A 17,595-nucleotide genomic window follows, 5' to 3' on the forward strand; every position below is an offset into this window, starting at 1 on the left:
ATTAAAAAAAGAAGGTGATTATTATGAAGTATACGCAGCTCATAACTGGCATTGCTGTTGGTTTTGCAAGCGCTTATCTATATCAAAAGAAAAAGTCGTCTCTTTCATCCATGGAAGCATTGCATATTGCAAAGCAAGCATTTAAAAGAAATGGTCCCATTAACGGCTCTTGGATTCAGACGACGACCAAGGTTATAAACAGGTACGGCCTCGCTTTTGAAGGTTACTCTGGTGGTATTACTCGTTCTGTCAATGGAAATCAGGAACAATATGAATTCTTCATTGATAAAAGTAGCGGTAACATTATTGACTTAGTAAAGATTGATTAAACTTTACTGCATTTATGATGTGACCTTTAGTATCCCACTTAATCGCTCGGTAATAAGCATCATGGTAAAAACTAAGCCATGCATTTTGATTGTATGCATACTGAAGCCATTTTTCTTTTTGAGAAATAGATGTCATTGGAAAATCGTCATAGGCCATAACCCACAACACATTATGATGAGCATGAGTTGGTAATAGATCTCCCATATGCACAAGCTGCTCGCCTTGACTACTAATGACAATGACAGAATGTCCATCACTATGCCCACCTGTGTGATGCATCGTAAATTCTGGGAGCAATTGAAGAGAATCATGAAACGGCACAACTTGAGATTCAATGGCTTCCCAATTTTGCTTCCAATACGTATTTTTTGAACGTATATTAGGGTTTTGCATTTCGTTCCATTCAACGTCGCTTACATAAATAACTGCGTTTGGAAATGTAGACTCCAATTTCCCTTGACTTCTCGTTGTTAGTCCTGCTACATGATCAAAGTGCATATGTGTCATCGCTACTTTTGTTACATCATGTCGCGTTAATCCTAGCTTCATTAAATCTGTTTCTACGTTAGATTCTTCCGTAATGCCAAAATGTTTTTTTTGCTTACCTTCAATCATTCCGTTTCCTATGCCTGCATCAATTAAGATAACTTCTTTACCAGTTTGAACTAGCAATGGATCTGTTCTCATTGGGATACGATTGTCATAAGCAGTAGGGTATTTTTTAGACCAAAGCTCTTTTGGTACAACACCAAACATAGCTCCCCCGTCAAGATGATTATCTCCACCATTTAACCAAGAAACTCTCACATCCCCTATTGTTAACGTTTCCATTTTTACACCTCCCATATATTCCTATTTATTGTATCACTCCCTATTTACGTTTTTATAGTCTTTTTTAAACAAAAAAGACCTTTCACTAGTTGAAAGGTCCTTATAGATATTATTTTTCATTCATGTATTTAACTTCTGAACGATAAATACGACTTCCCTTTTGAGAAAACTTTTCTTCATACTCCGTCATAATATTTCCTTCGAAGTCACTAGCATGTAAATCTAAACTTACGTACTTTAATAACAAGCCATATTCAGAAAAGCTCATTAAAGAGTATTCAAACAATCCTTGATTATCTGTTTTAAAATGAATCTCTCCACCATCGATTAAAATTTGTTCATAGATATTTAAAAATGTTTTGTACGTTAAGCGTCTTTTAGCATGACGAACTTTTGGCCAAGGATCTGAAAAGTTTAAGTATACTCGCTCAACATCACCTTTAGCAAAATATTCCGTTAGGTCTTTTGCGTCAACGCTTAGCAGTTTAAAATTCGGTACTTCTGCTTCAATTATGCGATCTAGCGCACTAACAATTACACTTTCATATAACTCAATGCCAATGTAGTTAATGTTTGAATTTTGCTTAGCCATCCCAAGTAGGAATTGACCTTTTCCAGTTCCAACTTCAATATGAATTGGGTTATCGTTTCCAAATACCTCGTTCCATTTGCCCTTATGTTCTGCGGGATTTCCAACGGCATATTGTGGATACTGTGCCAATTTCTCTTTTGCCCAAGGCTTATTTCTTAGTCTCATACTGCACACCTCATCTATATTATCAAAAATTATCAAAATTGAACCACACGGAAAATGTCGGTTATTTTGTACAACCGACATTCGTATGAATAATTGTATTCATAAAGAAAAAAATAAAAGCATCATACGAGAAAGGATGATGCACTATGCCTTTAAACGCTCAGCATCAAATGGCTATCTTAAAGGACATCTTATCAAATCACCAAACTGACTGCTGTGGAACAGTCTCTGAATGCGAACAAGTTGAACGTTTAGCTCAAGCAATGCTAGCAAATGGAACTGCTAATGAACAAGTGTATCGCACGCTTCAAAACATTTGCGAGTATACACAGACTGCAAAAAGCGCGGCGCATCTCGATCAACATATTGAAACAAATAAACAAAATTTATCCCAATGGGTTGAAGAACTATCTAGTCTATCTTAACTAAACTTACTGGCTTAACTGCTCATTTTCAAGCAATACTTTTAAGTAGTTAAGCCAGTAGTTCATTTCTGGTAATTCTTGCTTTGTACGATGCCATTGTACAAATAAAATACTTTGACTCACAACATACCACTTCATTCGCTTTTGCAAGCTATCTGTTAAAGCAATACCGTACTTTTCTAGCCAACCCTTCCATTCTGCTGGATCAATGTACCAGTACAGCAGAAGGCCTAAGTCAATAGCTGGATCAGCAATCATCGCTCCGTCCCAATCGATTAAATATAGCTGTTCATTCTCACCTAGCAACCAATTATTATGATTGACATCGCAATGACAAACAACATATTCCTCTGGCTGAACGAAATCCACTTCTCGCTCTAAATACAGAATCCCTTGCTCAACAACTGGTTCTTTCTGCAAGTCCAAATCTACATTTGCTCGAATATCGAGTAGAACGTCTTGTGGTAATAACGACTCTTTCCCTAATCTTTTTAACATATCCAACAACTCTTTAGAGTGATGAATTTTACTCAGCAGTTCTGTTACGCTATCCGAGTTCATATCTTGAGGTTTTAACTCTCGACCATCTAGCCAGTGTTGAGCTGTAATTACATCTCCATTTTCCATTCGTTTGGTCCAAACTAACTTTGGAACAATCCCTTCTGCTGACAAAACAGCTAGGAAAGGAGATGAATTGCGCTTCAGAAATAGCTTTCGGTCTTGAAACCTTGCGAAATAAGCATCTCCAGTTGCACCGCCAGCAGGAGTCACTTCCCATTCGCTTCCTAATATATGTTCCAACCAATTCACCTTCAATTTCAACACACACATTTCATTAAAAATTTAAAGTTATGTTTACTTCTATTTATATCATCAACAACGTGTATTTGTTTTATTAAATAAAAAAGACAGCTATTGCGGACATATACCAATAGCTATCCTTCATAAATTTTATCCTCTTCCCGCTTTTCTCGTCAAGTAGCAGAATAGCACTTATGTTTTAAATAATGCTAAAACGCCAACCGCAGGAACCGCTGCTTCGCCTGAAAGGGCTTTTGTAAATGGATACTGATAAGCGCTTTCTCCATCGATTACGACGTTCCAACTCCCCTGTGGCAAGTTAATATAATGAGTTGATGTGTCTTGGTTAAACGCGACAATCATATCCTTCCATGGTCCGTATTTTTCTACATTGGCAAGAGCATACGCAACTATTTCTGGCACCGATTCTAAGAACTTCATATGCTTACGAATTCGCTCGGTTGTATGAAAGCGAAATGCGCCGTGCGCTTTTCTTAGCTGAATCACTGCTTGTAGCCACTTTATATCCTTGTTATAGATTTTCCGCTGCTCCCAATCAAATTGATTGATGCTATCCGGTGAGCGATAGCTATTTTCAACACCTTGTTTTGTTCGATAAAATTCTTGTCCTGCATGTAGAAAAGGAATGCCTTGAGCTAATAACACCATTGCACTTGCAAGCTTTTGCCTTTTTTGCAAAATTTGTTTCTCCTCATGTGAATTACACTTACTCAATTTATCCCACAGCGTGTGATTATCGTGTGATTCTACATAGTTTATCGAAGAGGTAGGCTGAACAAATAAATACTTCTCTCCTTTTTGATAAGAAACACTGCCAGCCATTACTTGCTTTACTTCGTCAACTCGATGGGTGTTGCCACAAATAAAACCTTTATCGTAGATGTTAAAAGTACTTCCCTTGATAAAATCTCGAAAACGATCATTAAAGAACCCAATATGTGGGACTTTATCAGAGTTATAGATTGTTGCTTTTTGCTCTGAAGATAAAGGGGTATTTAGATCCCACCCTTCACCAAACAGCAAAATGGATGAATCATATTCAAACAGCTTTTGTCGAATCGTATTCATCGTTTCAATATCTAAAATTCCCATTAAATCAAAACGAAAGCCATCAACATCATATTCTTTGACCCAAAACAAGACGGAGTCAACGATAAATTTACGCGCCATCTTACGCTCAGAAGCAAAATCATTTCCTACACCTGTTCCATTGGACGGCATTCCAAATTGATCATGCCGGAAGTAATATCCTGGAACAATCTTTTCAAAAGAAGAGTCTTCCCTTACATATACATGGTTATAGACAACATCGAGTATAACACGTAGGTCATTCTCATGAACCGCTCGAATAAGTTGCTTTAGCTCTAGAATACGAGCTATAGGATTTGTTGGCTCCAAAGAATAGCTGCCTTCCGGCACATTAAATAGGAGTGGGTTGTAGCCCCAATTATAGGTATCTAAAGGCTTCAGTTCATCTACGCCATCAAAGTCATTAACGGGTAGGAGCTCCAAATGTGTAATACCAAGTTCCTTTAAGTAAGCTAACCCTGTTGTTACACCGCTTTCTGTTGACGACTCAGTGAATCCTGCATATGTTCCTTTATTGGACACGTTACTGGAAGGGTGAATGGTAAAATCACGAATATGGACTTCATAAATAATAGCATCCGTGGGCTTTTGAAGCGGAGCCTTTTTCACAGGCGGCTGCTTAGTTTTGTGTAAATTCACCAACACACCGTATTCACTGTTTGCTGATGCTGCTAGTGCATACGGATCAACAGCTTCTCTCGTAACACCGTTGACCGTTACCTCATAGCTATAGTGATGCCCTTCTTTTTCAAGGCCACAAATCGCTGTCCACACTCCTTTTTTCATACGAGCCATGCCAATATATTCTTTATTTAACGTTTTAGGATTGATAAGCTTTACCTTCACATCTGTAGCAGTCGGTGCCCATAATTTCAGCTGAATATGTTGCTTGGTAAAAACCACACCCAAGTCCGATTCATTGTAAAAAAAAGCATCATCGAATTCAGGAGTGCGAATGACAGCTCCTATCTTTAAATCTGCTTTGGCACCACGTTCTTCTACCACTTGATACTCTTCACCAATCTCTATTTTTATTTGACAGTAGCATTCATATTTTATAGCCTCATGTAATACTTTTCTATCCTTTAGCTTTAAAGAAAGCGATTGGCCATCTCTCATTAAACAAAGCGAATTCACTTCTCCATCGTAGTAAGATTTAGGAACAAGAACGGTAACCATATCCATCTTATCTAAATATGCTTCAAATTTTTGATCATCATAAGCCATCTGTTCTCCTCCTACATAACTTATTATGAGCATTATATGTTCAAATTGGAGAAATGAAAGCATTTTCTATTAGATAAATACTAAATTTCACATCAAAATTATTCATTCTCACTTCGATCAAAATAAATGCTTTGACTATGCTTTAAAAGTGCCTCTGCTGCCTGAAGCTGATTGAATTTTAAGGGTGCTGATAAACGCCTTAAATTATAGAACCATTCTTCATAGTTCCGCTTATCAATAAAATCAATTTGATACGGTTCTGTTGGAGAGTCAAAGAAACCATTGCGACTCAGTAATATTTTACGAATAGGTCGGTCAATATTATGAGATTGATAAAGGCTTTTGACGAGTTGCTCTGTTCTATTCAACCCAAGCACGGGATTTAACACTTTCTTTTTATCTTTCCCTATTAACTCTGTCCAAAAATTTTCTTTTGAATACTGAAAAACAGAGCCATTTTTCCCTTCAACCATTGCAATACAAATTGTTTCAGTAGGCGTGATTAAAATAACCTCTGCTTCAACAGGCGCTTTTTTCACTAAAAAGACAGGCTTATACATAAGTAGAAAAGTATCAGGAAAGCTTTTTAAAAAGTATTGAAGCTTTTCATCATAAAAGTATCGCTTATCTGCATTTGAAAGCTCAAATAAGGTCGACGTCGCCCACCTCATTTGCATTTGAAAAACGTTTTCTAAAAACAATACCTTTAGATCTTGTAGGCTTTTAGGTTCTGTCACAAACGCAGTGAGATTTTCGGCATCAAAGTTTTCTTCTGCTTCTTTTTCTATTTCTACCTCCATGTATTCTTTATCTATTTCGGCTACTTCATCTTTTTTAAAAAAGGATTTTACCTTTCGAAAAAGCGATGGTTCTGAAGTCGGCGATTCGTCTATATCATCTAACTGAACCTCTTCCTCTCCGTTATAGAAATAATCCTTTGCTTTCTCCCAATTGTGTTGTTTCACGCGTGTAAATTGAGAGGAATAGTGATACAAATCTCGCTCATAGCGTGAAAGATAGTCTTGTATCTTAATAAGTTGCGCCATATCAAATCATTCTCCTCGTTAAAAAATACCAGATTGTTTTTATTGTTCAATTTTACTAACATTAAAAGAAAGATACCACTAGTAATTAAAGCTTTTTAGTGAAACCGTAAGCTTAAGCCCTTTTATCCTACTAATGCGATAGATTATGTTATGATAGAAAAAACACTTCTTTTTACGGCGATAAAAGTGTAGTTGTACGCTATTATTGTCTATACTAGGATAAAAAAGATCATTAATTCTATCGATGCAAAGGATGGTTAAAATGAAAGTTGTTAACAACATGGCAGATTTAATAGGAGATACTCCACTTGTTAAATTGAATCGCCTTCAGCCAGCTGACGGTGCATCCGTTTATTTAAAGCTAGAATTCTTCAACCCCAGCAGAAGCGTAAAAGATCGCGCTGCTTTTAATATGATTGTTAAAGCTGAAGAAGCAGGCCTTTTAAAACCAAATTCAACTATAATTGAGCCAACGAGTGGCAACACTGGAATTGGCTTAGCTATGAATGCTGCTGCAAGAGGATATCGCTCAATTCTTGTTATGCCAGATACTATGACGCAAGAACGTATTAACTTATTAAAAGCTTACGGGGCTGAAGTTGTGCTAACACCAGGAGATGAAAAAATGCCAGGTGCTATTCGTAAAGCTGAAGAATTAACAAAAGAAATTCCAAATGCTTTTATGCCAATGCAGTTTAAAAACGGAGCTAATCCAGACGCACACCGCCACACCACGGCAAAAGAAATTATTGAAGCAATGGATGATTTAAATAAAGAATTGGCTGCATTTGTTGCTACAGCCGGAACTGGTGGCACAATTACAGGGACTGGTGAAGTACTAAAAGAGCGCTATCCAAACATGAGTGTTCATGTAGTGGAACCTGCTGGCTCTCCTGTTTTATCAGGTGGAAAACCAGGAAAGCATAAACTTGTAGGAACAAGCCCTGGCTTTATCCCTGATACGTTAAATGTGAATGTGTATGATGAAATTTTAAAGATTAAAGATGAAGAAGCATATGATATTACGCGTAGACTTGCAGCTGAAGAAGGGATTTTAGTTGGTCCATCCTCTGGTGCAGCTTGCTATGCTGCCATTGAAGTAGCTAAAAAGCTAAGCCCCGACCAAGTCGTTGTGTGCATCGCCTGTGATACAGGTGAACGCTACTTATCAAGCGATTTATTCTCTTTTGATTCCTAATAAACCAAAAAAGGCGCTCATGCTGCTGAGCGTCTTTTTCGTTTACTTAGCTAACTCATAAATAGCTTGTGCATAAATGGCTGTTGCTTTCAATAGATCTTCGACCACCATATATTCATCTTTTTCATGAGCTACTTCTTCTCTTCCAGGGAATAGTGGACCAAATGCTACTCCGGCCTCTAGCGCTCGTGCATACGTACCTCCGCCAATGGAAATAAGCGTTGGTTCCTCTCCCGTTTGTTCTTGGTAGACTTGCTGTAACGTTTGGATAAGCTTATGCTTTTGATCGACATGATGCGGTTTTGAATCTGAAAAATGCTTAACAGAAATTTGATATGTCTCACTTTGCTTCTTAATTGTAGAAATAATAGTATCAATACTAGCGGCAACTGGGTACCGAATGTTTAAACCAATTTGTCCAGCCTTCTCATGAGTGTAAGATAAAATACCAACGTTTACAGTCAAATCACCTGTTACATCGTCTCGAATATGCAAACCGATTCTTTCACCAATTGTATCCTCTACAAAATAGTGATTAACATATGTAACGAACTGTCTTGCTTGTTCATTTAATGCTAATTCATGTAGAAAGCTTGCTAACAACACCCCGGCATTTTTCCCTTTTTGAGGAACACTTCCGTGGGCCGATACCCCTTCTAAGGTAAGGGTATATTTGTTGCTGTTGACTTCAACTGTACCTTTTACATGATGTTTATTTAAGAACTTCTCATACGTTTTTTCGAGGTTTGCTTCTTCTTTTACAGTAAGAACTGCTTTTGCATAGTCAGGTACCATATTATAACGACGACCAGATTCAAACGATGTTAGTACATAGTCGCCATCTGTGCCTTGAATCGGCTGTTGCTGTAACTCTACATCGGTAATCCCTTTTTCTGCGTAAATGATAGGAAAGTCAGCATCTGGAGCAAAGCCCATCGTTGGCATTTCTTCATGTTTAAAGTAGTGATCTACACATCTCCAATCGCTTTCTTCATCTGTTCCGATAATCATACGTACGCGTTTAGAAAGCGGCAATCCTAGCTCTTTAACAATTTTCATAGCGTAATAAGCAGCTATTGTTGGTCCCTTATCATCAATCGCTCCGCGAGCAAAGATTTTTCCGTCCTTAATTTCCGCACCGTATGGATCAACAGACCAACCATCACCTTCAGGTACGACATCAACGTGACATAAAATTCCTATTAATTCTTTTCCTTCTCCCAATTCAATATGTCCTGCATAACCATCTACGTTCTTAGTCGTAAAACCATCATCATTTCCTTTATCTAATAAAAAATGAAGAGCTTTAGCTACTCCTTCTCCAAATGGCTCATCTTCTTTTACAGATTCTTCAAGGACGCTTTTAATTTGTAAAAAGCGCTTCGTTTCTTCCAAGATATTGCTTTCTCTTTTTTTAACTTCTTCCATCCAATTGATAGCTTCCATAGTTATCCTCCATTATTGTAGAAGTATTCAATTTGTACTATTTTCCACTTTATCACACCTATTTTTAAAAAGCTTCTAAGGTGTTTAATTAGCTAGAAAAAGGGTAAAGGGTTGTAACCTTTTCTCTAAATTTATGCTTGAATAGGTCTATTTTGTTATATTTCGCATACATTAAAAAATAATGTATAACTTAGGAAAGGAGACCTGCCAAAAAAGTACATATTTATCTCATTTATCACAATTTTTGTAAATTTATTATTAAATTAAGCTTTACCCTTTTATTTTTTATGATTTTTTGTGTACAATATAACTGAGGACTTAAATAGTGCTTGACATCTCAAAGTTATAAAGAAGTTGTGCCTTACGAAAAACGAATAAGGAAGTGGTTTTTTGAAACCTTCAACTAATCGAATGCTAACGCGTATCAAATCCGTTTATATGTTCATTAGTAAAAAGGGAACTGTTACTACTCAAGAGCTTGTTGATGAGTTTGGTATCACCCCTAGAACTATTCAGCGTGATTTAAATGTATTAGCATACAATGATTTAGTTCATAGTCCAAGTCGTGGTACGTGGACGACGACAGAGAAGAAGGTCAAGATTTCATCCTAGTAAGTTTCAAAGGTAAGTATTTATATACAGAGATAAAGATTCCTCATACTTTTTCGCCTTGTGTGTTGAGTATCTTTAAATGCCTGATTTTACCTCAGTGCATTTAAACGTGAATTGTTTCACTTGCGTAGAGTGAACAAAAAGGAACCAATTTATGTACAGGTTCCTTTTTCTTTCGCCTCTTAGTCTTTTTTATCTTTTAATGCGCTTAATTCTTCTTCTGTTAGCTCTCGGTATTCGCCCAGCTCTAACTCTTCATCTAGCGGCAAAGCTCCCATGGAAATTCGTTTTAAATACGTGACTTTCTTTCCTCTTGATTCAAACATACGCTTCACCTGATGAAATTTCCCTTCAACAATGGTTAGCTCAATTTCAGATGATTCACCGCTTTTTAAAATGGTTAACTCTGCGGGTTTCGTGACATATCCGTCATCTAATGTAACCCCTTTTCTGAATGCTTCGACATCTTCCTCAGTTACTTTCATATTAATAGTCGCAAAATAGGTTTTTGGAACATGCTTTTTGGGTGAGAGCAGCTGATGAGCAAGCTGTCCATCGTTTGTTAATAGCAGTAATCCTTCCGTATCTTTATCTAGTCTTCCGACTGGAAAAGGATTATAAATGGCGTCGTCAATTTCTAATAAATCAACAACTGTTTCATGTTGATGATCTTCTGTAGCAGAAATCACCCCTTGAGGCTTATTCATCATCAAATAAATAAATTCTTTGTATTCAATGATTTCTCCGTGAACGGACACTTCGTCAGTTTCCGGATTCACGTGTAGCTTAGCATCTTTGACCGCTTTACCATTCACTTTTATTGCTCCTGTTTTTAATAACCCTTTTACTTCTTTTCGACTACCATATCCCATATTAGCTAATAACTTATCTAATCTCATAAAATCCTCCTCAGTTTATATCCGAAAAGAAAGTGACTCATTGAATGAGTCACTTTCTCATTAACCGTTTGCTGGACGACGGCGCAAAATTTTTCGTTCAATTATGTTTATAATTCGTTTGCCCATTACTCGCTCTAGTAATGTCGAACGGTACGTTGCTACACCGTATACAATCCCTCCGACCCCTGCTCCAATAAAGGTGATCACCACAGCAGCGATGCGGCTTTGATCATACGCTAAGAAGAAGCCTAAAATAAAGGAAAGCAACTTAACGCTTAACCCCATAATTGCAACGAAGATAAAGATTAACACTGTACGTTTTATAAACGCATGGTAATCATAATTCGCATGCTTTTTAATGAGATAAAATGTATACGCAATAGATACAAGATAACCAAGAGCCGTTGCTAAAATTGAACCTAGCTCATGAAATAGATAAATAAATGGTACGTTACAAATAATTTTCACAATTAGACCAAATGTTAAACTGATTACCGCGTATTTTTGTTTATTCACACCTTGTAAAATCGCAGCATTCACAGTGAAAAATGAAAATAATAACGCAACTGGCGCATAAGCTAATAGAACTGTTCCACCAGCTTTAATATCTTCTATACCAAAGAATGTTCCATAGGCTGGACCCGCTAAAGCCATCAACCCAACTGATGCCGGTAATACTAAAAACATAATCGTTTGATAAGTTTGGTCAATCTGTTTTTGAAGAGCCGTGTAATCTTGATTCACAAATGAACGTGTAATGGTTGGAACGAGCGTTAATCCAAACGCTGTCGCTAGTGAAACAGGAATCATTACAAGCTTTGGTACATACGACTGCACAATCCCATTCATCGTTTCTGCAATTTCTTTTTGACCAGCAGCAACCATTGTACGGTTAAATGTAAATTGATCAACATACTGATAAAGGGGAATTGCAAGCCCTACAAATACATAAGGAATAGAATACGTAAACAACTCTTTAAAAATAGAAACCGTTGAAATACGCGTTGGCGTAACTTTTTGCTCTTGTACCATTTTGTCTAAATGAGGTTTTCGTTTTTTCCAATACCATAACAAGACAGCTAGTCCACCAAGCGCCCCTACAAATGCACCCATTGTTGCAAATCCAACCGCTAAGGCTAAACTTCCTCCGACAACTTTTAACACGATGTACGTAGAAGCGAGTAAGAAGACAACGCGGACAAACTGTTCAATAACTTGTGAAACAGCAGTTGGCCCCATAGACTGGTGTCCTTGGAAAAATCCTCGCATTAAACTCATAATAGGTACGACAAGAAGCGCCACGCTCACCATGCGCATAACCATGACAACGTCTTCTAACGAGTTATCTAAATCGGCTCCTCCTAGTGTTAAATTCGCAATAAAAGGAGATAAAGAATAAAGTAAGAGAAAAGATAAAACCCCTGTGACAAGCATAAGCTTAAGGCCTGCACGATACATTCTCCTACTCGTATAGTAATCACCCATTGCGTTATATTTAGATACGAATTTTGAAACAGCCATCGGCATCCCTGCCGTTGCAATACTTAGATAAATGGCATATTGGTTATATCCATATCCAAACAGCGCTCCACCTACAGCTCCAACGAGCGTTGCAAATGGAAAAATATAAATCATTCCTAATATGCGAGAAATATAGGTTCCTAACGTTAACACAAATGTTCCTCGTAATAGCTTTGAATCAGACATAAGCTTCCTCCGATACGTAATGTTACACTTTGATAATAGTGATAGAATAAAAAGGAATCAAGTTGCAGTTTTATTTCAGACATGCTTTAATGTTAACTGCTGCTAGCAGCTAGAAAAAAACAAGACTATAGCCCATTTTATCCAAAGTTTCTTCATTTGTCAGTGAACAAACTCAAATTTTATAAAATAGACAGGTTGGTGGAGATATGATTTATGATGTAATCGTAATCGGAGGAGGACCTTCTGGTTTGATGGCATCGATTGCAGCCGGTGAAAAAGGCGCAAAGGTACTATTAGTAGATAAAGGAACAAAGCTCGGTCGAAAGTTAGCTATTTCGGGTGGTGGACGCTGTAATGTTACGAACCGACTCCCAATCGATGAAATTATTAAGCACATTCCAGGAAACGGACGCTTTTTATATAGTGCATTTTCGATTTTTAATAATGAAGATATCATCAGATTTTTTGAAAACCTCGGGATTGCTTTAAAGGAAGAGGATCACGGACGCATGTTTCCCGTGTCAAATAAAGCACAATCAGTCGTTGATGCACTCATTGGTGAATTAAAGCGTTTAAACGTTCATGTACGCACAAATACGCCTGTAAGAAAAGTCGCATATGAGAACAATGCAGTAAAAGAAGTGCAGCTAGAGACGGGTGAAGTAATCCAAACCAAGGCAGTCATTTTAGCTGTTGGAGGAAAGTCTGTTCCTCATACCGGTTCCACAGGCGATGGCTATGCTTGGGCGGAAGCAGCGGGACATACCATTACAGAACTTTATCCCACCGAAGTTCCCGTCACTTCAAGTGAATCATTTATTCGAGACAAGACATTGCAAGGTTTATCTTTACGTAGCGTTGGATTAAGCGTACTAAACAAGAAAGGCAAGCCTGTGATTACTCATCGAATGGATATGATTTTTACACACTTTGGAATTTCTGGACCTGCGGTATTGCGCTGCAGTCAATATGTTGTCAAAGAACTAAAAAAACAAAAGACAAAGACTGTTCAAATGATGATTGATTCGTTTCCAGACATAAATGAAGAAAATCTCTTTCAAAAAGTCGTAGCTCTTTTAAAAGAAGAACCAAAAAAAGCAATTAAAAATGTGTTAAAAGGGTTTGTGCCCGAGCGCTATTTATTATTTTTGTTTCAAGCTTCGCATATTGAAGAACAAGAACTTGCTGGACAAATTTCACATGATCGACTTCGCGAATTTGTTGGTCTTCTGAAACAATTTACGTTTTCTGTAAACGGAACGTTATCTCTTGAAAAAGCCTTTGTAACAGGTGGAGGCGTATCGGTAAAAGAGGTGCATCCAAAAGAAATGTCTTCAAAATTCATGAGTGGCCTCTACTTTTGCGGTGAAATTCTAGATATTCATGGATATACAGGTGGTTATAATATTACGTCAGCTTTAGTAACTGGAAGACTTGCTGGAGCAAATGCTGGAGAGTATGCCAAAAGCCTAGCGCATTAATGCGCTAGGCTTTATATATGACCATTGCTGAAAAACAGTATACTTGTTCATCTCGGTCCACATCTACTGTAACTTGATACTTAATGTCCACAATATCCTCATCATCAAATTTTTTCAAAAAGCGATTTAGAGCTACTTCTAAATCTTTTTCATGCTCTTTATCAAACACTTTTACCTGAACCACACCGCGACACCACTTTCATCCCATGATTATCACTGCTTGGACATTTCTATTAACATATGTATCAATCACTATAGACATTCTTATAAAATTTATACGTTGAATAAAAAAGAGTCTGGAATAAAAACAAATGATTCTTTCTCAAAGATGAATTATACCTTTTCTAAAGTAGTTAGGCTGGAACCACCAGTTCGTTCTATTGCGCCGCAGATGCGTGTCCTCCGCTCCGTTCCACTAAGTTTTTTAACTTGTTTTGGGAATGAAGAAAAAGATACCCAAACTATCAAAAGTCGTTACCTTCCAATAGTTCGGATATCTCGTTAGCTAAAATACTTATGTCTCATCTTTTTTATTTACTTTTTAGTTGTTTCGCCTTCCCACTCAAGCATACCGCCAACCATGTTGCGTACTTTATACCCTTGCTCTTGTAAGTAGTAGCATACGTTCTCGCTACGACGTCCTGAGCGACAGATAAAGATATATTCTTTATCCTTATCAAAGGCATCAATATGTGCAGGAATATCATTCATACGAATATGTTTTGCTCCTGGAATAATGCCTTCTTCTACTTCTTCATCTTCGCGAACATCTACTAGCTCAAGTGCTTCATTTTGCTCCAAACGTTTCTTTAGCTCTTCTGTTGTAATTTCTTTTACTTGTTCCATCTTTTTCAACCCTCTCATTATGTATTCGTTCCCATATTATTATTGTAACAAAAGTGATAAATGAAATTCTACTTACATGAAAAAAGCCTGAGGCTCTTGCCTCAGACTTCTATCATTAGTTCGCTACAATGTTTACTAATTTCCCTGGTACAGCAATCACTTTTCGGACAGTCTTGCCTTCGATTTGCTCTTGCACGTTTTCATTTGCCATTGCGATATCTTGAAGCTGTTCACGTGATGCTTCAGCTGGAACGTTTAGCTTTGCACGTACTTTACCGTTCACTTGAACAACAATTTCAACTTCATCATCTACTAATTTTGCTTCATCAAAAGCAGGCCAAGCCTCATACGAGATTGTTTCTTCGTAGCCAAGCTTATTCCACAGCTCTTCTGTAACGTGTGGACAAATTGGTGCAAGTAATTTCACGATGCCTTCCACGTATTGTTTTGGAAGAACATCGACTTTATATGCGTCGTTGATAAACACCATTAATTGTGAGATCGCTGTATTAAAACGAAGACCTTCATAATCTTCTGTTACCTTCTTCACCGTTTGGTGATATACACGCTCTAATGTTTTATCATCGCTTTCCTGTACTTTATTGCTTAGCTCACCGTTGTCATCCATTAGCAAACGCCATACGCGATCGATGAAACGTCTTGCTCCGTCTAATCCTTTTGTTGACCATGCAATAGATGCATCTAAAGGTCCCATGAACATTTCATATAGACGAAGCGTATCTGCACCGTGACTCTCAACAATCTCATCAGGGTTAACAACGTTACCTTTTGACTTACTCATCTTCTCATTGTTTTCGCCAAGAATCATTCCTTGGTTAAATAACTTTTGGAAAGGTTCTTTTGTCGGTACTACTCCAATATCATATAAGAACTTGTGCCAGAAGCGAGCATATAATAAATGAAGAACGGCATGCTCTGCACCACCAATGTAAATATCAACCGGTAACCATTCTTTTAGCTTTTCTGCGTCAGCCAATGCATCTTCATTCTTTGGATCGATGTAGCGTAAGTAGTACCAGCAGCTTCCAGCCCATTGTGGCATCGTGTTTGTTTCACGACGACCTTTTTTACCTGTTTCTGGGTCTACTACGTTTACAAATTCATCAATGTTTGCTAATGGTGATTCACCAGTACCTGACGGCTTAATTTCCGTTGTTTTCGGAAGTACTAATGGAAGCTCGCTTTCTGGAACAGGCGTTGTTGTACCATCTTCCCAATGAATTACTGGAATTGGTTCTCCCCAATAGCGCTGACGGCTAAACAACCAGTCGCGTAAACGATACGTAACTTGTTTTTCACCTTTTTTGTTTGTTTCTAGCCAAGCAATCATATTCTCAATTGCTTCTTCTTTATTTAAGCCGTTTAAGAAGTCAGAGTTAACGTGTTCGCCATCTCCTGTGTACGCTTCTTTCGAAACGTCTCCTCCCGCTACAACTTCCTTAATTGGAAGTTCAAATTTAACAGCAAATTCATAGTCACGCTCATCGTGAGCTGGAACTGCCATGATTGCACCTGTTCCGTAACTCATTAATACGTAATCTGCAATCCAGATTGGCATTTTTTCGCCATTTACTGGGTTAATCGCATAAGCTCCCGTAAATACACCTGTTTTATCTTTCGCTAAATCTGTACGCTCTAAATCACTTTTGCTTTTAATTTTCTCAATATAAGCATCTACTACTGCTTTTTGCTCAGCTGTTGTGATTTTATCAACAAATGGATGCTCTGGTGCTAACACGGCATACGTTGCGCCAAAAAGCGTATCTGGACGCGTAGTGAACACCGTAAACGTTTCATCATGCCCATCAATTGTAAAGTGAACATGCGCCCCTTCAGAGCGACCAATCCAATTGCGCTGCATTTCTTTAATACTCTCTGGCCAATCTAATTCTTCTAAATCCTCTAGTAATCGATCTGCATAAGCAGTAATTTTTAACATCCACTGCTTCATTGGACGTCGTTCTACTGGGTGACCTCCACGTTCACTTTTACCATCAATAACTTCTTCATTTGCTAATACTGTTCCAAGAGCTGGACACCAGTTTACCGCAACTTCATCAATATACGCTAATCCTTTTTCGTATAACTTTAAGAAAATCCACTGCGTCCATTTATAGTAGCTTGGATCTGTTGTATTAATCTCACGCTCCCAGTCATATGAGAAACCTAGAGATTTAATTTGGCGACGGAAGTTGTTAATGTTTTGCTCTGTGAATTGCGCTGGGTCATTTCCTGTATCTAACGCATACTGCTCTGCTGGTAAACCGAACGCGTCCCATCCCATTGGATGAAGTACGTTATATCCCTGCATACGCTTCATACGAGATAAAATATCTGTTGCTGTATACCCTTCTGGATGCCCTACATGTAGGCCAGCTCCAGATGGATATGGAAACATATCTAGCGCATAAAATTTACGCTTTCCTTTATCTTCAGTCGTTTTAAATGTCTGATTTTCTTCCCAAACCTGTTGCCACTTCTTCTCAATTTGCTTATGGTTAAAGGCCATGAATACTCCTCCTTCTATTTTAAGACAATGGTGTTAGAACTATAAAAAACCCCTCATCCCTTAAGAAAGGGACGAGAGGTTGAATAAACTTCCCGCGGTACCACCCACATTAGCACAAATTATGTATGTACTCACTCATTTTCCTTAACGCGGATGACGATAAATGCTACTTCGTTCACATTTACAGCTCAAAGGTGAGTTCATGAACGGTCGTTTGTTGACTCCCACCAACCGTCAACTCTCTTTGCTCGTATCGCTCACTACTATTCCTTCTCAATGCTTTTCATATAGTAACTACCTTGTATTGTAAATAATATGTGATTAAACTGCAAGTTGTTCACACCATTTT

At 37.8% G+C, this 17,595-nt stretch carries 16 protein-coding genes and 1 other annotated feature; of the genes, 5 read left to right on the forward strand and 11 right to left on the reverse strand.

Annotation, left to right across the window (positions count from 1 at the left end):
- Positions 1-23: 23 nt before the first annotated feature.
- Positions 24-329, forward strand: coding sequence for a PepSY domain-containing protein (locus tag LZP85_RS16910; protein ID WP_025909493.1), 306 nt, complete (start codon positions 24-26; stop codon positions 327-329).
- On the opposite strand, the gene LZP85_RS16915 is transcribed toward LZP85_RS16910, so the two are convergent.
- On the reverse strand, positions 304-1,161 hold the full coding sequence (locus tag LZP85_RS16915; protein ID WP_119543268.1) for a YtnP family quorum-quenching lactonase: 858 nt from the start codon (positions 1,159-1,161) through the stop codon (positions 304-306). The two genes, LZP85_RS16910 and LZP85_RS16915, sit on opposite strands and share 26 nt — an antisense overlap.
- A 109-nt stretch (positions 1,162-1,270) precedes the next feature.
- Positions 1,271-1,918, reverse strand: a complete 648-nt coding sequence (gene trmB, locus LZP85_RS16920; protein ID WP_119543269.1) for a tRNA (guanosine(46)-N7)-methyltransferase TrmB — start codon at positions 1,916-1,918, stop codon at positions 1,271-1,273.
- Positions 1,919-2,064: 146 nt separating this feature from the next.
- On the opposite strand from trmB, the gene LZP85_RS16925 reads away from it, so the two are divergent.
- Entirely contained in the window at positions 2,065-2,343 is a 279-nt protein-coding gene (locus LZP85_RS16925) for a YtzH-like family protein (protein ID WP_025909496.1), read from the forward strand.
- Positions 2,344-2,349: 6 nt separating this feature from the next.
- On the opposite strand, the gene LZP85_RS16930 is transcribed toward LZP85_RS16925, so the two are convergent.
- From LZP85_RS16930 to LZP85_RS16940, 3 genes are all read right to left on the reverse strand, one after another.
- A complete protein-coding gene (locus LZP85_RS16930; protein ID WP_374955883.1) occupies positions 2,350-3,165 on the reverse strand; it encodes a phosphotransferase family protein in 816 nt (271 codons plus the stop codon).
- Positions 3,166-3,336: 171 nt separating this feature from the next.
- The gene (gene pulA / locus LZP85_RS16935) at positions 3,337-5,481 is read right to left on the reverse strand and encodes a type I pullulanase (RefSeq protein ID WP_234561814.1); all 2,145 of its coding nucleotides are present in this window, start codon (positions 5,479-5,481) and stop codon (positions 3,337-3,339) included.
- A gap of 98 nt (positions 5,482-5,579) precedes the next feature.
- A complete protein-coding gene (locus LZP85_RS16940; RefSeq protein WP_078989176.1) occupies positions 5,580-6,527 on the reverse strand; it encodes an NERD domain-containing protein in 948 nt (315 codons plus the stop codon).
- 262 nt (positions 6,528-6,789) lie between these two features.
- Here LZP85_RS16940 and cysK point away from each other — a divergent pair, with 262 nt between their 5' ends.
- Positions 6,790-7,725 (forward strand): cysteine synthase A, encoded by a 936-nt coding sequence (gene cysK, locus LZP85_RS16945; RefSeq protein WP_076513443.1) that lies wholly within the window; start codon positions 6,790-6,792, stop codon positions 7,723-7,725.
- A gap of 42 nt (positions 7,726-7,767) precedes the next feature.
- Here the strand turns inward: cysK and pepV are convergent, their stop codons facing one another.
- Entirely contained in the window at positions 7,768-9,171 is a 1,404-nt protein-coding gene (gene pepV, locus LZP85_RS16950; RefSeq protein ID WP_206833780.1) for a dipeptidase PepV, read from the reverse strand.
- Between the two features lie 390 nt (positions 9,172-9,561).
- On the opposite strand from pepV, the gene LZP85_RS16955 reads away from it, so the two are divergent.
- Positions 9,562-9,783: a DeoR family transcriptional regulator gene (locus tag LZP85_RS16955; RefSeq protein WP_025909502.1), complete on the forward strand. Its 222-nt coding sequence runs from the start codon at positions 9,562-9,564 to the stop codon at positions 9,781-9,783.
- A gap of 182 nt (positions 9,784-9,965) precedes the next feature.
- On the opposite strand, the gene LZP85_RS16960 is transcribed toward LZP85_RS16955, so the two are convergent.
- Positions 9,966-10,682: a pseudouridine synthase gene (locus LZP85_RS16960; protein ID WP_119543272.1), complete on the reverse strand. Its 717-nt coding sequence runs from the start codon at positions 10,680-10,682 to the stop codon at positions 9,966-9,968.
- 60 nt (positions 10,683-10,742) lie between these two features.
- Positions 10,743-12,389, reverse strand: a complete 1,647-nt coding sequence (locus tag LZP85_RS16965) for a putative polysaccharide biosynthesis protein (protein ID WP_119543273.1) — start codon at positions 12,387-12,389, stop codon at positions 10,743-10,745.
- A 206-nt stretch (positions 12,390-12,595) separates the two neighbouring features.
- Between LZP85_RS16965 and LZP85_RS16970 the strand changes: the two genes are divergently transcribed.
- Positions 12,596-13,870 carry a BaiN/RdsA family NAD(P)/FAD-dependent oxidoreductase gene (locus LZP85_RS16970; RefSeq protein ID WP_119543274.1) on the forward strand — a complete coding sequence of 425 codons (1,275 nt, stop codon included), beginning with the start codon at positions 12,596-12,598 and terminating at the stop codon, positions 13,868-13,870.
- Positions 13,871-13,874: 4 nt separating this feature from the next.
- Here LZP85_RS16970 and LZP85_RS16975 read toward each other — a convergent pair whose 3' ends face one another.
- From LZP85_RS16975 to leuS, 3 genes are all read right to left on the reverse strand, one after another.
- A complete protein-coding gene (locus tag LZP85_RS16975; protein ID WP_061785908.1) occupies positions 13,875-14,054 on the reverse strand; it encodes a sporulation protein Cse60 in 180 nt (59 codons plus the stop codon).
- Positions 14,055-14,404: 350 nt separating this feature from the next.
- Positions 14,405-14,716, reverse strand: a complete 312-nt coding sequence (locus LZP85_RS16980) for a rhodanese-like domain-containing protein (RefSeq protein ID WP_206782179.1) — start codon at positions 14,714-14,716, stop codon at positions 14,405-14,407.
- 115 nt (positions 14,717-14,831) lie between these two features.
- On the reverse strand, positions 14,832-17,246 hold the full coding sequence (leuS, locus tag LZP85_RS16985) for a leucine--tRNA ligase (RefSeq protein WP_206782180.1): 2,415 nt from the start codon (positions 17,244-17,246) through the stop codon (positions 14,832-14,834).
- Between the two features lie 64 nt (positions 17,247-17,310).
- Positions 17,311-17,532, reverse strand: a binding site (T-box leader).
- Positions 17,533-17,595: the final 63 nt, after the last annotated feature.

The sequence above is a fragment of the Priestia flexa genome, from assembly GCF_021441905.1.
Lineage (GTDB): Bacteria > Bacillota > Bacilli > Bacillales > Bacillaceae_H > Priestia > Priestia flexa.

Bases quoted from the DNA above. Each gene is read 5' to 3' on its own strand.
- pepV (WP_206833780.1), bottom strand. From the start codon at position 9,171: ATGGAAGCTATCAATTGGATGGAAGAAGTTAAAAAAAGAGAAAGCAAT.
- LZP85_RS16910 (WP_025909493.1), top strand. From the start codon at position 24: ATGAAGTATACGCAGCTCATAACTGGCATTGCTGTTGGTTTTGCAAGC.
- leuS (WP_206782180.1), bottom strand. From the start codon at position 17,246: ATGGCCTTTAACCATAAGCAAATTGAGAAGAAGTGGCAACAGGTTTGG.
- LZP85_RS16940 (WP_078989176.1), bottom strand. From the start codon at position 6,527: ATGGCGCAACTTATTAAGATACAAGACTATCTTTCACGCTATGAGCGA.
- LZP85_RS16915 (WP_119543268.1), bottom strand. From the start codon at position 1,161: ATGGAAACGTTAACAATAGGGGATGTGAGAGTTTCTTGGTTAAATGGT.
- LZP85_RS16965 (WP_119543273.1), bottom strand. From the start codon at position 12,389: ATGTCTGATTCAAAGCTATTACGAGGAACATTTGTGTTAACGTTAGGA.
- LZP85_RS16970 (WP_119543274.1), top strand. From the start codon at position 12,596: ATGATTTATGATGTAATCGTAATCGGAGGAGGACCTTCTGGTTTGATG.
- cysK (WP_076513443.1), top strand. From the start codon at position 6,790: ATGAAAGTTGTTAACAACATGGCAGATTTAATAGGAGATACTCCACTT.
- LZP85_RS16980 (WP_206782179.1), bottom strand. From the start codon at position 14,716: ATGGAACAAGTAAAAGAAATTACAACAGAAGAGCTAAAGAAACGTTTG.
- pulA (WP_234561814.1), bottom strand. From the start codon at position 5,481: ATGGCTTATGATGATCAAAAATTTGAAGCATATTTAGATAAGATGGAT.
- trmB (WP_119543269.1), bottom strand. From the start codon at position 1,918: ATGAGACTAAGAAATAAGCCTTGGGCAAAAGAGAAATTGGCACAGTAT.
- LZP85_RS16960 (WP_119543272.1), bottom strand. From the start codon at position 10,682: ATGAGATTAGATAAGTTATTAGCTAATATGGGATATGGTAGTCGAAAA.
- LZP85_RS16925 (WP_025909496.1), top strand. From the start codon at position 2,065: ATGCCTTTAAACGCTCAGCATCAAATGGCTATCTTAAAGGACATCTTA.